This is a genomic window from Chryseobacterium elymi, from assembly GCF_003385495.1.
GTDB classification, from domain to species: Bacteria; Bacteroidota; Bacteroidia; order Flavobacteriales; family Weeksellaceae; genus Chryseobacterium; species Chryseobacterium elymi.
Map to the genome: position 1 here is coordinate 297,024 of NZ_QNUH01000004.1, position 14,823 is coordinate 311,846.

The 14,823-nt window shown below is 37.0% G+C and carries 15 protein-coding genes; 11 read left to right on the top strand and 4 right to left on the bottom strand.

The genetic code is table 11. From position 1 onward, the window contains the following. Window positions 1-120 precede the first annotated feature (120 nt). From DRF60_RS06815 to DRF60_RS06840, 6 genes are all read left to right on the top strand, one after another. Window positions 121-558, top strand: coding sequence for a DUF6526 family protein (locus DRF60_RS06815; protein ID WP_116011343.1), 438 nt, complete (start codon window positions 121-123; stop codon window positions 556-558). A gap of 23 nt (window positions 559-581) precedes the next feature. After that, window positions 582-749 (top strand): phosphatidate cytidylyltransferase, encoded by a 168-nt coding sequence (locus tag DRF60_RS06820; RefSeq protein ID WP_111959374.1) that lies wholly within the window; start codon window positions 582-584, stop codon window positions 747-749. A gap of 9 nt (window positions 750-758) precedes the next feature. Further along, complete coding sequence (locus tag DRF60_RS06825; RefSeq protein ID WP_116011344.1) at window positions 759-1,865, top strand: DNA topoisomerase IB; 1,107 nt, start codon at window positions 759-761, stop codon at window positions 1,863-1,865. 196 nt (window positions 1,866-2,061) lie between these two features. Further along, entirely contained in the window at window positions 2,062-3,687 is a 1,626-nt protein-coding gene (gene pruA, locus DRF60_RS06830) for an L-glutamate gamma-semialdehyde dehydrogenase (RefSeq protein WP_116011345.1), read from the top strand. A 240-nt stretch (window positions 3,688-3,927) separates the two neighbouring features. Then, the gene (locus tag DRF60_RS06835) at window positions 3,928-4,152 is read left to right on the top strand and encodes a cytochrome C551 (RefSeq protein WP_116011346.1); all 225 of its coding nucleotides are present in this window, start codon (window positions 3,928-3,930) and stop codon (window positions 4,150-4,152) included. A 171-nt stretch (window positions 4,153-4,323) separates the two neighbouring features. Further along, on the top strand, window positions 4,324-4,533 hold the full coding sequence (locus DRF60_RS06840) for a hypothetical protein (RefSeq protein WP_116011378.1): 210 nt from the start codon (window positions 4,324-4,326) through the stop codon (window positions 4,531-4,533). A gap of 567 nt (window positions 4,534-5,100) precedes the next feature. On the opposite strand, the gene DRF60_RS06850 is transcribed toward DRF60_RS06840, so the two are convergent. Further along, on the bottom strand, window positions 5,101-6,723 hold the full coding sequence (locus DRF60_RS06850) for a helix-turn-helix domain-containing protein (RefSeq protein WP_157967940.1): 1,623 nt from the start codon (window positions 6,721-6,723) through the stop codon (window positions 5,101-5,103). Window positions 6,724-7,011: 288 nt separating this feature from the next. Here DRF60_RS06850 and DRF60_RS06860 point away from each other — a divergent pair, with 288 nt between their 5' ends. Beyond that, window positions 7,012-8,172, top strand: coding sequence for a thioredoxin family protein (locus DRF60_RS06860; protein ID WP_116011350.1), 1,161 nt, complete (start codon window positions 7,012-7,014; stop codon window positions 8,170-8,172). A gap of 69 nt (window positions 8,173-8,241) precedes the next feature. Here DRF60_RS06860 and DRF60_RS06865 read toward each other — a convergent pair whose 3' ends face one another. Both DRF60_RS06865 and DRF60_RS06870 read right to left on the bottom strand, forming a co-directional pair. Next, the gene (locus DRF60_RS06865) at window positions 8,242-9,516 is read right to left on the bottom strand and encodes an autotransporter outer membrane beta-barrel domain-containing protein (protein WP_116011351.1); all 1,275 of its coding nucleotides are present in this window, start codon (window positions 9,514-9,516) and stop codon (window positions 8,242-8,244) included. A gap of 144 nt (window positions 9,517-9,660) precedes the next feature. Beyond that, window positions 9,661-10,683: a 3-oxoacyl-ACP synthase III family protein gene (locus DRF60_RS06870; protein ID WP_116011352.1), complete on the bottom strand. Its 1,023-nt coding sequence runs from the start codon at window positions 10,681-10,683 to the stop codon at window positions 9,661-9,663. A 73-nt stretch (window positions 10,684-10,756) separates the two neighbouring features. Between DRF60_RS06870 and DRF60_RS06875 the strand changes: the two genes are divergently transcribed. The 3 genes from DRF60_RS06875 (at window position 10,757) to DRF60_RS06885 (ending at window position 13,604) form a co-directional block, all read left to right on the top strand. Continuing rightward, on the top strand, window positions 10,757-11,656 hold the full coding sequence (locus DRF60_RS06875; protein WP_116011353.1) for a magnesium transporter CorA family protein: 900 nt from the start codon (window positions 10,757-10,759) through the stop codon (window positions 11,654-11,656). A gap of 23 nt (window positions 11,657-11,679) precedes the next feature. Next, complete coding sequence (locus tag DRF60_RS06880; protein ID WP_116011354.1) at window positions 11,680-11,928, top strand: hypothetical protein; 249 nt, start codon at window positions 11,680-11,682, stop codon at window positions 11,926-11,928. An 89-nt stretch (window positions 11,929-12,017) separates the two neighbouring features. Further along, a complete protein-coding gene (locus DRF60_RS06885; RefSeq protein WP_116011355.1) occupies window positions 12,018-13,604 on the top strand; it encodes a patatin-like phospholipase family protein in 1,587 nt (528 codons plus the stop codon). Window positions 13,605-13,647: 43 nt separating this feature from the next. Here the strand turns inward: DRF60_RS06885 and DRF60_RS06890 are convergent, their stop codons facing one another. After that, window positions 13,648-14,178: an NAD(P)H-dependent oxidoreductase gene (locus DRF60_RS06890; protein ID WP_116011356.1), complete on the bottom strand. Its 531-nt coding sequence runs from the start codon at window positions 14,176-14,178 to the stop codon at window positions 13,648-13,650. 92 nt (window positions 14,179-14,270) lie between these two features. Here DRF60_RS06890 and DRF60_RS06895 point away from each other — a divergent pair, with 92 nt between their 5' ends. After that, entirely contained in the window at window positions 14,271-14,663 is a 393-nt protein-coding gene (locus tag DRF60_RS06895) for a winged helix-turn-helix transcriptional regulator (RefSeq protein ID WP_116011357.1), read from the top strand. The last annotated feature ends 160 nt before the right edge of the window (window positions 14,664-14,823 follow it).

Here is a 14,823-nt window from a genome sequence, read left to right on the forward strand (position 1 = left end):
TTATTTTTCTTCCAAATATATTACTTCTTAAAAGTAACAATATCTATAATTACATACCACAAAAACAACATTATTGCTAAACATATAAAGTTTTGGAGAGATTATTGCTAGTATTATGACATGAGAGAGCAGAATTATAAAAATCACAGGAAATTTTATCCTCCCCATCACTTTATTTATCTTCCGCTACTGATCGTACTGGAAATTCTTGGAATATATAAAATCTGGGATGATCCTGAAAATAAGCTGATATGGATATTATTTTCAATCGTTATATTTCTACTTTTCTACCTGGCTTTTATGATGAGACAGCATTATGCGCTGGGACTTCAGAACCGTATGGTAATGCTTGAATTTAAACAGCGGTATTTTGAAATTTTCGGACAGAGATCTGATGAAACGGCCGATAAACTGAGATTTGACCAAATTGCAGCGTTAAGATTCGCCTATGATGATGAATTCAGGGAACTTCTGTACCGGGCACTTCACGAAAATATATCAGGAGACGATATCAAGCGTTCTATCAAGAACTGGAGAGCCGATCGCCAGAGAATCTGATTTAACACCAAAAATATTATATCATGAGAAAGTTAACTTTATACAGTATGATCGTTTTCACATTGCTAACGTTAACAAGCTGTGAAGCAATTGAAACTATTTTTAAGGCTGGAATGTGGTGGGGAATTATCCTGGTCGTTGCAGTAGTAGTAATCCTTTTTCTGATCTTTTCGAGGGGTAAGAACTCTTAACCATTTTTTATGGAGAAGAATACGGATCTGGAAATTATTTCCCACTTAAAGCCTTCAAAAATTATCAAAATCATGAAGGATCCCGAAGCCTCCGCAAAGGCGGTACGTCTTGTATATACCACCGATGCGGAAACTGCCGGGATTACCCGTAAAAAAACGGGAAAAAAGTATTCTTATTACAAAAACGGAGAAAAGCTTAAAGATAGGGATGAGATTTCCAGGATCAATAAGCTGGTGATACCTCCTGCCTGGGAAAATGTATGGATTTGTGCATTGGATAATGGTCATCTTCAGGCCACAGGTTTTGATATAAAAAAAAGAAAGCAGTACCGCTATCATCCTTTATGGAGTGCTTTAAGAAATCACACAAAATTTTACAGAATGCTTCAGTTCGGGTATGCATTGCCCAATATCCGGCTTCATGTGGAACAGGATCTCGCTTTAAGAAATTTCGAAAAGAGAAAAATTCTGGCATTAATTGTAAGTTTAATGCAGCACACGAACATCCGTATCGGCAATAATGCCTATGAAAAACTATATGGTTCTTTTGGCTTAACGACCCTGAAAGGCAAACATGTGAAAATTAACGGTCAGAAGATTTCCTTTTCGTTTAAAGGAAAGAAAGGCATTATGCATAACATTGATCTCAAAAGCAGAAGACTCTCCAGGCTTGTCCAGAAGTGCAAGGATATTCCGGGGAAAGAACTTTTCCAGTATTTTGATGATGAAGGGAACCGTCATTCTATAGATTCGGGGATGGTAAATGAGTATATTAAGGAAATAAGCGGGGAAGATTTTACAGCCAAAGATTTCAGAACATGGTCCGGAACAGTAAGTGCTTTGATTGCTTTTAAAGAGATAGGCTACGCCGAAAATAACAGTCAATATAAAAAGAAAGTAAAGGAAGCCTTGGATATGGTTGCACAACACCTGGGAAACACCAGTACGGTCTGCAGAAAATACTATGTGCATCCGCTGGTGATCAATCTTTATGAGAATAATACGATCAAAAAATATCTTGACGAACTGGAACAAATCGAAGAAAATGACGGAAAAGCAGGCCTCACCCAGGAAGAAAAGCTAGTCCTGAAAATTCTGGAAAATGAAAAGATGTAAGTTGCCGATAAGAATTTAAAGATCAACAAGAAAACACCATATCTACTCATTTTGAATCATTAAAAAATGATATTTTTTAAATTTCAAACAGTATTAAATTTTATTTTATAAAGATGAGCTGCTTTTTTTCTTTGCGTTAATTATTGTAAATTTGTATACCAACATATTTATCAATTTTAAAATAATACAACATAATATGTCAAAAGCAATTTCGCAAGTACCATTTGCAGTAAACGAGCCGGTAAATTCTTACGTACCGGGATCTCCAGAAGTTAAAAGCCTTATCGCTACTTACAAAAAGATGTGGGCAGAGAAGACAGAAATTCCAATGATCATCAACGGGAAGGAAGTAAAGTCTGATGAGAAAGTTCAGCTTCAGTCTCCTCAGGATCACGCTCACGATTTCGGGTTTTACTATAAAGGTACGATGCAGCATGTAGATGACGCTATCAACGCGGCACTGGCAGCTAAAAAAGAATGGAACGAGCTGGGCTGGGAACAGCGTGCAGCTATTTTCCTGAAGGCAGCTGACCTTTTGGCCGGGCCTTACAGAGACGTGATCAACGCAGCAACCATGATCGGGCAGTCTAAGAACGTACACCAGGCTGAGATCGACGCTGCCTGTGAGTTTATTGATTTCTTAAGATTCAATGTAGAATTCATGACTGAAATGTATTCTGAACAGCCGGTTTCCGACAGTGGAATCTGGAACCGTGTAGAGTACAGACCACTGGAAGGGTTCTGTTTTGCAGTAACTCCGTTCAACTTTACGGCAATTTCCGGAAACTTACCGACTTGTATGGCAATGCTTGGAAACGTTGTTGTTTGGAAGCCTTCTGACAAGCAGGTTTATTCTGCTAAAGTAATCATGGATGTATTAATTGAAGCGGGTCTTCCTGCAGGGGTTATCAACATGGTTTTCACAGACGGAAAAGAAACTGCTGAGAAAGTATTGGCACATCCTGATTTTGCAGGTCTTCATTTCACAGGTTCTACGAAAGTATTCCAGGGAATGTGGAAAATGATCGGTGATAATATTCATAATTACAGAACATATCCAAGAATTGTTGGGGAAACCGGTGGAAAAGACTTCGTGATCGCTCACCCTTCTTCTAATGTTGAAGCTGTAGCTACTGCTTTGGTAAGAGGTTCTTTTGAATATCAGGGACAGAAATGTTCTGCGGCTTCAAGAGCTTACGTACCTAAATCTCTTTGGGCTGATGTGAAAAAAGTAATGGAAACCCAGATCAATTCAATTAAAGTGGGTTCTCCTGAAGATCCATCAAACTTCGTTAACGCAGTTATTGACAAAAATTCTTTCGAAAAATGTAAGGGATACATCGACAGAGCAACTGCTTCCGGTGAGGCTGAAATAGCAATCGGTGGAAAAGTTGATGATTCTAAGGGGTGGTTTGTACACCCTACCGTAATTGAAACTACGAATCCTCATTACGAAAGTATGGTAGAAGAAATTTTCGGACCTATCCTATCTGTTTATGTATATGAAGATCAGGACTGGAAAGAGACATTAAAACTGGTGGATTCTACCTCTCCTTATTCTTTGACAGGTTCTGTATTCGCACAAGACCGTTATGCAATCAACGAAGCTTTCAAAGCGTTGGAAAACGCTTCAGGAAACTTCTACATCAATGACAAGCCAACAGGTGCAGTCGTAGGACAGCAGCCTTTCGGTGGCGGTAGAGCTTCAGGAACCAACGATAAGGCTGGTTCAAAAATGAACTTACTGAGATGGACATCTGTAAGAAGTATCAAAGAAACTTTTGTTTCTCCAAAAGATTACAAATATCCATACTTGGGCTAAGAATTTTAAGTTAAAAATTGTGAATTATAGATGATAAATAATCAGTAATAAGCAATGAATAATCTTAGAGCCTCGAAAATATATTTTCGGGGCTTTTTTATGGATGATAAGTGATTAATGATAATAAGTTCCCTTTTCTACCTAACACCTTTTAACAAACTTTATCTATGTTTTAATACTTTAACCAATCGCTTAGGAATGGTTATTGAATTTCACTAAATACACTAAAAATAAAATATTATGAAAAAGTTTTTGCTAGCAGCCATAGGTTCAGGAATACTAATTGTGAGCTGCGGAACTAAGGAGTCTTCTATGTCATCCGGTAATACTGATTCAACGGCAGTAGATACTACCAGAACAGTAACACCTCGTACAACGGATACAACCGCCACAAATACGGTTACTCCTGCCGATACGATGAAGATGAAAGTAGACTCTATAGCCACCACACCTCCAGCTAAATAAATACAAACAAGTTTAACCTAACATGGAAAATCCGCAGATGAAAGCTCTGCGGATTTTTTAATGTTTACCAGTAAAGGTAACAATATTTTTTTCTTAGAATCTATAGCTGACTCTCAGAAAACTCTTAATATTTTTCTATATTTGATCATATTAAACAAAAAATTAACTATTATGAAAAAATTATGGATAGGAGCCGTCCTGGGGATATTATTTTTAGGAAGCTGTGCCCAGAACAAAGAGAAAAGAGAAGAGTTCAAGGATGAACACAATAAGGATTCTCTGAGAAATAATATGGGGGATTCAGCGGTTGCCAACTCTGAGCTGGCTCCGGTTCCTCACGATACCGTAAAAGTAAAAACAGACAGTCTGAAAACAAGATAATAAAACAAATCCGCAACATAGCTGCGGATTTGCACTTAAAAAAACTTGACTGAAAAAAACCGGGCAATCAACCCCGATTGTATTATACATTTTATCGCATCAGGTTACTTAATCCTGATCAATAAACTACTTGCTATTTGTTAACCGGATAATTGCCAAGAAAGTTGGGAAAAATTCACCTCAGCTTGGATTCTTAATTGTTCATGACGATATCCAGACCGCAACCGGCACAGCTGTATTGGATTTCTATTTTCAAAAAGACAAACAGAAAAATGCATATGCCAATACGGCCGTTAAAGTTGCCATCTGTTTAATTACCAGTTTATAAAGTTTTCATGGTTAGTATAAAATAATCAGAGATAATTTACACATCTAGTAATTTTTAGTGTTTAAATTTGAGCGCTGTTCTGCTTTACAGGAATCAAGATTAAAAATGAGTGACAAACCGCAGTAGGTCCATTCCCATAAAGCCGGCGCAAAGATATAGATGTGAAGGCATTACCTAAAACAATAGGTTAGTCATTTTCGTGAAAATGAAAAGACAGAATACGCAAAAACATCTGCTTTTTAATTGTTTTCGGGAAAATGGGTATTTTTATCTGATTGATTTTCATCCAGATATTTAATATAAGCCGAAGGAGAAAAATCTGTCACCGCCTTAAATACTGAAGCGAATTTACTGTGTGAAGAAAAACCGCATTCTTCTGCAAGAATGCTTATTTTATACTGTCTGTATTTATCATCATTGATGAGCTTATCTACAATATAATTTATCCTTAAACGGTTGACGTATGTTTTAACATCTGCACATTTATGCCGGTTAATCACATACGACAGATATTTTGTATTGGTATTCAGTTCTGCGGCTAAAAATGATAAAGACATGTTTTTGTTGTTGTACAGCTCTCCTTTTTCAAATTCCTCAAGAAGTTCCAGAAGTTTTGCTTCTGTTTCGGAAGTCATCAGGGATTCGTTTTTCCTTTTGATGCCTTCTCCTTCTCTATCATCTATTTCTTCCACAGAAATATTTGAAAAATCAGAATTCTCTCTTTTTAAAGGTAAAGGTTCGCTGCGTACACTGATCATCCGCAGTTGGGTCCTTATAATATTCCTGAATTTTGCACGCTGCTTTTTCTGTTTGCTTCTGAATAAAACAACAATGGCAACCAAAGCGGCAAACAGTACAACGATTGCTGTATTTTTAAAAATACTGATCCGGGCGCTTTTTTTATTGGACTTAGCTGGAATTTCGGGACTTTTAAGTGCAAATTCACGGTTTCTTGCAGTAAGACTGTCATAGGCTCTTACATATTTTACGGCATAAAGGGAAGCTTTAGCGTTATCCCCTGTCCCTTCATAATAATCATTGATATTGGAATATACGGCTTTCTTAAGCTTCAGGCTCCGTGAACTATCAGCTATATTTTCTGCTTTTTTCAGATAGATTTCAGCGTCTTTCCAGTTCTTTTGCTTTAGGCGTATGCCCCCCAACCCATTATATACCAAACCCAAAACACAGCATTTATCTTTAAGGATCGATTCTGCTTTCCGATAATTGTTTTCAGAAGTAACATAATCTTTAAGCTTAAAATATATATCACCAAGAAGCTGGTAAGAGGCTGCTACAGCTCTTTCATTATCCTGAATATTATCTTTTCCGAAAGAGTGTAATGAGTACTCAGTATACTTAATGGCATTGGAATAATTTCCCTGTTCAATTTCATAATAGACCATTTCCTGATTCAGCAGCCCCAGTATTTCTCCTCTTTTTTGAATATCGCTGACGCTTTTTGCAGCTTCTATACCCTGCAGCGTATATTTTTTTGATCGTTCAAAGAGACCCACCAGCCGGTACTCTTTTGCTAAAAATTCATTAACACGGCAAAACCATTCTGCATCTTCAACTTGGCTGAGCAGGGAATGGGCATTTTCACCGTAACATATTGATTTTTTGAATTCACCTGTTGAGTGATACAATTCGGCAGAAAGTAAAAGGCTTTTCACTTTATCCAGAGGTTTCTGCGCCGTCATGTATAAGGAATCTGCTGTTTTTAAGGCTTTGGGAATGTCTTTTTGTGCCACCTGAACAGATGTTCTTTCACAGATCTGATCAAAATTGTATTTTTTCTGTGCCCAGACGGGGACAGCGGTAATGAACAAAAACAAAAGTTTCAGCAGACTTCTGGACATAAAAAAATAAATTATTATTTGGATTTTATAATAATTCATCATTCTCATGGGGTGTCTTTTTGTTTTCTACAAAGCTACTAATATTTTATATTTTATTAAAATATTCTCCTGTTATTTAATTTTTTTAATTAAAAAGTTGAATATTGTTTATTTTAACAACATTTCATCTGTAATTCTCACCCTAAATAAATTTATTATATGTTTAAATAAAATATCCGTAATTATTTCTTTCTGGGCCGACTTTTTTGTTAACATAATTATTACATTTGTAATCAATAAAAAGTTTTTATGAAAAAAATCGCATTATTTTCTTCTTTATTTATAGGAGTTCTCGCATTGGCGCAAGGAATTAAATTTGAAGACAGCAATTTCTCTGCTATCCTTGCAAAAGCAAAAAAAGAGAATAAACTTGTATTTGTAGATGCTTATGCATCATGGTGTGGCCCTTGTAAGCTGATGGTAAAAAATATTTTTCCGCTTCAGACCGTTGGAGATTTTTACAATTCCCATTTCGTAAATGCAAAAATAGATATGGAGAAAGGCGAAGGAATAGGTCTTGCCAAGAAATACAATGTAAAGGCATTCCCAACTTATCTTTTCATCAATGGTGACGGAGAGGAAGTACACAGAACATTAGGCTATGTAGAGGAAAAAGATTTTATCCAGTTTGCCAAAGACGCTGAAGATCCCAATAAAAGGCTTACTGCATTGAAGCAGAAGTTTGAAAATGGAGAAAAAGACCCTGAGTTTTTGAAAAACCTTGCAGGACTGACGATCTATAATGATTATGAATTCGCAAGAAAAGTACTGGACCGTTATTTCCAGCAAAAAACAACACTTGATCAGGAAGATGTACAAATGCTTCTTTCAGGAACACAAAGCACAGAAAGTCCGTTATATAAGATATTCCAGGCAAAAAGATCCGAGATTATCAAGATTCTTCCGGAAGAAAAGTATGCAAAATTCGATAAAAACATTAAGCTTAATACAGTTCTTAAAAAGTCTTACAATGCCGATACAAAATCCTGGAACGACAGCTATTTTTTAGCTGAATCGCAAAAATTTATGGCAAAAGACGAGGCTGAAAAAATATTAAAAAGATCAAAAGCAAGCAGAGCTTTAAAGAATAAAGACATCCCAACTTATGAGAAATTAATGCTGGAACTGTATAAAGATTCTTCTGCAGCAAGTTCTGAAGAATTAAACTCTTTAGCATGGAATTTTTTCGAAAATGTAAGCACTAAAGCTTCTCTTGAAAAAGCGGTAACCTGGGCTCAGGAATCTGTAAAAAAAGATGAAAATTATGCCAATACAGATACTTTGGCTAATCTTTATAACAAGATCGGAGATAAAAAGAATGCAAAGATCTGGGCTGAAAAGTCTGTTCAGCTGGCTAAAAGTACAGGGCAGGATTCAACGGATACTGAGAAATTACTGAAGAGCCTATAATCTGTTAAACCACATATGAAAAATCCGCAGAAATTTTCTGCGGATTTTTTATATTTTAATCTATGCTGTTTAGTTATTATATACCAAGACCTGCATTTTGGTCAGCATTGATTCTGTATCTCCGTTATAGCCTCCATATGTAGAAGGTACAAAATTAACTATTTGATTTCCTGCCCATGCCGAATACTGTACTTTAAAAGTATATGTACCTGCGCTGAGTGTCACTGCCTTAAGAAAAGTTACAGGAACAGGAAGTCTTACCAGAGCTGTTCCGCTTACCATTGAAGTATATGCAGAAGATATTTTGGTTCCATTCTGTAATAAATAGAAAGCACCTTGTGCATCAGTTGCAGTGCTACTTGTGGCATATCCCAAAATAGTAAACAGAAAAGTTTGAGTAATACCGGCCGGTACTATTAAAGTTATGGTAACTCCCGGTACATCAGCAACTGTTCCTTGGTTAATCGCCAATGCTGTTGTTCCCTGTACATAATTAGCCGACGAAATTGTTCCGCTTAATGTGTTTAATGTTTTCCAGCTGGGAGCTACTCCTGCTCCATTTGATGAAAGCATTTGCCCTGTAGTCCCTGCACTTCCCGCCGTGTTTGTAGTTCCGCCCACATTCAATTCGTTTGTAACTTGTAATGCTCCGTTAACATGCAGTTTTTTTTGTGGAGTTTGGGTTCCTATCCCTACATCACCAGCACCGGTCACCGCCATTCTGTTGGTATTATTAGTATGAATATTTACAGGATTTGCCGAGATGGCATTGATGTTCATGCTTGTACTGGTTCCGGATGTTGTAATCTGTGCGGCTCCGTTATTATCTACAAACATATTTAAAACAGCTGAACCGCCGTTTGCCTGAAATGCTCCTCTTGAAGAGCCCGTTGCCGATACAAGCCCCATGGTTCCAGTAGTGCCAATTATTACACTATTTGTTCCGTTAGTGAAAGAAAGTTGATTTCCTGCCGTTGTTACGGTTCTGCTTGCTGCAAGGGTACCATTAGAGGTATAAATATTAACAGGGGTATTTAGTTTGGTCCAGACCGTACCATCGTAATAATAATATCCTACAGCATCAATATTTGCAGCGGTTCCAGCTTGCGTTCCCGTTGCAATACTATTCACATAAATTAACGTGGAAACAGGAGTTCCCGTCATACTTTGCGCTCTTTGCCTGTCAACTCTCGGAACCAGTAATCCATCCACGTCAGCAGTGGTACCAGTAGCATTTTTAGCTGTTATATCAAGGGTTGAAGCAGGACTTGGGATGTTTATCCCCACTTGTGCATAGCAGAATAAGGGCAGTAGAAAAGCCCCAGATAATAAATACTTTTTCATTTGTTTTTGTTTATAGTTAAGTATCTCAAAGCTAATAAAAAAAAATCAGTTTTTCTTATTCTTCAAACAAACTAATATTATATTACTAAAAACAGAAAGCAGATAGAAAACCACCTGCTTTTATTCACTTATAATTAAAAAACATTAATATTCAAACAATACACTTCCCCACGTAAATCCGCTTCCGAAAGCTGAAAGAAGGACAAGATCTCCTCTTTTGATTTTTCCTTCTTCAATTGCTTCACTTAATGCAATAGGAATAGAAGCTGCCGTTGTATTTCCATATTTCTGAATATTATTATGGATCTTCTCATCCGGAAGTCCGAATTTCTGCTGTACAAACTGGGCAATTCTAAGATTCGCCTGGTGAGGAATAAACATATCAAGATCTTCGATGGTTTTTCCTGCTTTATCCAAGGCCTCCTGCATGGTTTCAGGGAATCTTGTCACGGCATGCTTGAATACAAAATTACCGTTCATGATAGGATAAACTTCCTTATCAGTAACATTTTCAGGTTCTTTTCTCATCCTGTCGCTCCATCCGAATTTGGAACCCGGAAACTGTGTACACAGTTCATCGGCATATTTTCCTTCAGAATGCATATTTACCGCTAAAATATCTCCCGCATTTTCATCCTCAGTTGCTGAAAGCACAATAGCTCCTGCCCCATCTCCAAAGATCACCGAAACACCTCTTCCTTCATCCGAGAAATCAAGTCCGAAAGAATGGATCTCAGCCCCTACTACAAGTATATTTTTATAAGTTCCTGATTTAATAAAAGCGTTGGCAACACTTACTGCGTATACGAATCCGGAACATTGGTTTCTTACGTCCAAAGCACCTATGGTGTCACAGCCCAGCATATCCTGAAGCAAAACACCACAACCTGGGAAATAATAGTCCGGAGAAAGCGTTGCAAAAACAATATAATCTATATCTTGAGCAGTAAGGTTTGCCTTTTCAAGGGCTTTTTGAGAGGCTTTGAAAGCTAAATAAGCAGTGGTTTCCTGAGAATCATTTCTGTTTTGTCTGTGTCTTCTTTCTTTGATGCCCGTTCTTTCTGTAATCCATTCATCATTGGTGGTCATCAGTTTTGCTAAATCATCATTCGTAACAACATTATCTGGAACATAAAATCCAATCCCTTTTATTGTACTTTTAATCATATAGTTTTTTTAATTTTGGCAAAGATAAAATTATTTAACACATAGTTTTTCAAAATATTAGTATTTTTATTGTATGCCAATCGACACGATATACAGAGACTCCCAATGTGAATGGGTAGATGTAGAGGCTCCCACCGCGGAAGACCTGAAATTTCTTCACGAAAGATATGAAATCAACAATCTTCTCCTGGAAGATACAATGGATCCTAATCACCTTCCGAAATATGAAGAGGATGGCAGTATAAGATTCTTTCTTCTGCGCGAAAGCACGGAACTGGAACGTAAAAATCTGAATACCATAAGTGATATCAGTACTAAAATCGGGATTTTTTTGCTGGAAAATACGATTATCACCATTCACAGGATGAAGACCAAAAGTATTTCGGAGACGAAGAAGCAGATTGCCAGTATGCAGACAGAAGTTCCGCCTTCAAAAATAGCTTTAATGATCGCACTGCTGATCATGAAAAGTTTCGATGACGAATCGGTAAGCCTTCTGGAAACCATGGACAATATCGAAAATGAGATTTTCCTTAAAAATACCAACCATACCAACCAGATCAGAAGACTGTATAAACTGAAAAGGAAATCAGGACTGAATTCAAGGGTACTGGTTATTTCCACAGATGCTGTGGATAAATTCAGATTATTAAACCTACAGGATTCCGAGATCGTAGATTTAAAAGACAAGCACAAAGATGTTGTGGCAGATTTTGACCATCTGAATATTCAGATAACCAACCTTATTTCAATGTTTCTGGCACTTTCAGACCAAAAGGCAAACCAAGTTATGAAAGTTTTGGCTATCTATTCAGTGTATTTCTTACCAATCACCTTTATTGCCGGTGTTTACGGAATGAATTTCGATAATATGCCTGAGCTGCACCATAAGTACGGGTATTTTATAACCATAGGAATTATGGCATTGGTGGTGATCTGTACATTTATTTATGCGAGGAGGAAACAATGGTAGTTGAATTAAATAAAATCAAATAAATGAAAACACTCAATGAAAAAATGAAAGATTGGACAGATGCTGACATTGCAATGCATGAGATTGCATTGAAATTAGAACTTATACCTGAAGACAATTTTCCCAAATTTAAGTCATATTATTGGTCAGGGACAGAAAAAAGCAAAGCTTTAAAAAATATATTAAATGAATTAACAAATATTGGATTTCTGGACTTTAATACAGATGAAAATACCTTCAAAATAAATCAAGAATTTTGTTTTGAAAAGTAGCTTATAAGATTATCAAGAAATGTTTTTTCGTTGTGTAGAAGAAACTTTTTCAAGATTGTCTGTTCAGTCACAATAAACACCAACCCACCATGAAAACCGAAATTCTAAATAAAATCCTCGAAGAAAATGTACTTTCCCGGGAATCTAAAGAGAAGCTATCTGCTTTGCATGAGAATATATCTTCCAGGGAATTTTCTGATTTGCTGGATGCTCATGGGAATCAGTATGTAGAATTCGTTCAGGAAGGTGGAGGTGTCTGGGGAAGCGCATTGGTAGGCTATCTTTATGGCCTGGAAATCTTCGGGATCCGTTTTCTGAAGGTAGCAGGAACCAGTGCCGGAGCAATCAATACCATGCTTATTGCTGCCTGTAAAACCAAAGAGGAAGCTAAAAGTGAACTGATTAAGGATATTCTCTTCAGCTGGAATTTTGCAGATTTCATGGATGGAAAAACCTACGTTAAAACAACCATTCATGCCATCCTGAACAACAAAGATTTTTTTAAGATCAATGCTATTATTGCAGCAGTTGTTATGATTATCCTTGTTATCATCCCTTTTGCAGCTCAACCTGTAACAACCCTTAATACCAAACTGCTTTTTCTGGTTCCACTGATTCCTGTGGTTATCACTTTTTTCTGTATTAAAAAGTTTTATCATGATTTCCGGAAGCAGAACAGCGGATTTAATCCGGGAAATACGTTTTTAAATACCATGCAAAATGTTCTGGATGGTTTCGGAATTAAAACAGTGGCTAATCTTAATGAAAAATTTATTCAGAAAGAACAAAACCTTAACCTTAATTACCGTTACGGAAATGGCCAGGAATATTATACCATTACCCTGAAAAGCATAGAGGCAATCAAAGATAAAAACCTTGAACATATTGACCAGACGCGTTACAGGATATTCTATGAAAGTGCCGTCCACAATGATTATTATAAGAACAATCCCTTCTACCAGCTCCGCTCAGAATATGTTGTAGTTACGACTGATATTAATGCCAAAATAAAAGTAGAACTTCCCACAATGGCTAATTTATACTGGTCGGAAGAGGAACTGAAACATATAAGCCCAGCCGAATTTGTCCGGGCCTCTATGTCTGTTCCTTTCTTTTTCGAACCTTTCCAGAAAAGAATCAATAAGGATGATGATTCTGTGAAATATGCCTGGAGATTCTGGATGAACACAAAACCTGAGAACATCTACCCTGCCGGACTGTTTATTGACGGGGGAAGCATTTCCAATTTCCCGATTGACATTTTCCATGACAGCGATGTATTTTATCCGCGAATGCCGCTTTTCGGGGTACAGCTTACGAGTGATTCTGATCTTCTTTCGGAAAAAGGAAAAACCAGTGAGGAAATCCTCAAAACTCCTTTTTCTTATGCGGGAAATATTATCAGTACTTTAAAAGGTTTTAATGACAAATCATTTTTAACCAAACACAGCTTCTACCACCTTTACAGCATCCAGTCCGTTAACTGCGGTACAAGCAGCTGGCTGAATTTCTTCATGAAAAGAGAAGAAAAAGAGGACCTTTTTAACAGAGGCTTCCAGGCTGCCCTTGATTTTCTGAACCTATTCAACTGGGAAAAATATAAATATGAAAGAATGATGCTTTCGATGAAGGAGAAAAAGATTTTGAAGGAGGAGGATACGCCGACGGTGGGGTAAGGAATTTTGAGTATTTTTCAAAAGCAAGATTACAAAACTTTAATCACAAATTATCCAAAAACTCCAGATACATAGGCACACTCCTTTCCACCCATTCCTCCGAAGGATCGTTTTCAATTCCATAGTAAACGAAAGGCTCTTTGTATTCAGCTTTGATATAATCAAAAGTCAGTTCATACGGCCGGAAAAACTCGTTCATAGTATATTTATATTTTCCTGATGCGCTGTAGCCTTTCTCATCGATTCCAGCCGTAACCGCAAGGGTTATTTTCTTTCCTCCTAATTTATACCCGCTTTTACTTCCGTAAGCCCAGCCGTAAAGAAGAACCTCATCAAACCATTTTTTCAAAAGAGGCGGGCTGCTGAACCAGTAAAAAGGGAACTGAAAAACGATCCTGTCATAAGATTCCATGAGCTGCTGCTCTTTCGCGACATCGATCCTTTCATCCGGATAGGCTTCATACAATGAATGAACAGTATATTTTTCAGGGCATTTCCGCAATTCTTTGATCCATCTTTTATTGATCACCGATTTTTCTATTTCGGGGTGAATGACTATGATTAATGTTTTCATTTTTATTTAAATTTCTTCAGCAAAAATAATATACGTAACTTACATTTTCAATAGTAGTACCCAATTGTATGGTACTATAAAAAATGTAAGTAATGACTAAAATAAAGGAAACATCCACCAATTTTGCCAATAAGAAAGCTCTTTCTGATGAATGCCCTGAGATCTATGCATCCAATACCATCGGCGGACAGTGGGCACTTGCCATCTGTTGTTACCTCATCAATGGTAAGCTGAGATTCGGAGAGCTTAGGAAAAAACTGAACAACATTACAGAACGTATGCTTACTTTACAGCTTCGCAGGCTTGAAGAAGACAGAATCATTACCAGAACAGTCTATGCTGAAGTGCCACCCCGTGTGGAATATGAGCTCACCGAGATCGGTTATAAACTAAAACCTATTATCCTGGAATTCGAAAAATGGGGTAAGGAGCATAAAGAAATTATGCGTGATAAGCATTCTGCTTCTGAACCTGAAAACATATAAAATCTTTAATTTAAATTTTGGCTAAAGCCAATTGATTTATTTTATTCATTGAACGGGCTAAAGCCCAATGTCATTAAGTTAGTAAACTATCACAAGCTATTCTTTTGATTTTTAGAGACTATTGGCTTAGCTCTTGCTTTATATTTGCCTATATTTCTTT

What these genes read in the sequence shown, in the direction of transcription:
- DRF60_RS06815 (WP_116011343.1), top strand. Translation starts at nt 121, where the DNA reads ATGAGAGAGCAGAATTATAAAAATCACAGGAAATTTTATCCTCCCCAT.
- DRF60_RS06820 (WP_111959374.1), top strand. Translation starts at nt 582, where the DNA reads ATGAGAAAGTTAACTTTATACAGTATGATCGTTTTCACATTGCTAACG.
- DRF60_RS06825 (WP_116011344.1), top strand. Translation starts at nt 759, where the DNA reads ATGGAGAAGAATACGGATCTGGAAATTATTTCCCACTTAAAGCCTTCA.
- pruA (WP_116011345.1), top strand. Translation starts at nt 2,062, where the DNA reads ATGTCAAAAGCAATTTCGCAAGTACCATTTGCAGTAAACGAGCCGGTA.
- DRF60_RS06835 (WP_116011346.1), top strand. Translation starts at nt 3,928, where the DNA reads ATGAAAAAGTTTTTGCTAGCAGCCATAGGTTCAGGAATACTAATTGTG.
- DRF60_RS06840 (WP_116011378.1), top strand. Translation starts at nt 4,324, where the DNA reads ATGAAAAAATTATGGATAGGAGCCGTCCTGGGGATATTATTTTTAGGA.
- DRF60_RS06850 (WP_157967940.1), bottom strand. Translation starts at nt 6,723, where the DNA reads ATGTCCAGAAGTCTGCTGAAACTTTTGTTTTTGTTCATTACCGCTGTC.
- DRF60_RS06860 (WP_116011350.1), top strand. Translation starts at nt 7,012, where the DNA reads ATGAAAAAAATCGCATTATTTTCTTCTTTATTTATAGGAGTTCTCGCA.
- DRF60_RS06865 (WP_116011351.1), bottom strand. Translation starts at nt 9,516, where the DNA reads ATGAAAAAGTATTTATTATCTGGGGCTTTTCTACTGCCCTTATTCTGC.
- DRF60_RS06870 (WP_116011352.1), bottom strand. Translation starts at nt 10,683, where the DNA reads ATGATTAAAAGTACAATAAAAGGGATTGGATTTTATGTTCCAGATAAT.
- DRF60_RS06875 (WP_116011353.1), top strand. Translation starts at nt 10,757, where the DNA reads ATGCCAATCGACACGATATACAGAGACTCCCAATGTGAATGGGTAGAT.
- DRF60_RS06880 (WP_116011354.1), top strand. Translation starts at nt 11,680, where the DNA reads ATGAAAACACTCAATGAAAAAATGAAAGATTGGACAGATGCTGACATT.
- DRF60_RS06885 (WP_116011355.1), top strand. Translation starts at nt 12,018, where the DNA reads ATGAAAACCGAAATTCTAAATAAAATCCTCGAAGAAAATGTACTTTCC.
- DRF60_RS06890 (WP_116011356.1), bottom strand. Translation starts at nt 14,178, where the DNA reads ATGAAAACATTAATCATAGTCATTCACCCCGAAATAGAAAAATCGGTG.
- DRF60_RS06895 (WP_116011357.1), top strand. Translation starts at nt 14,271, where the DNA reads ATGACTAAAATAAAGGAAACATCCACCAATTTTGCCAATAAGAAAGCT.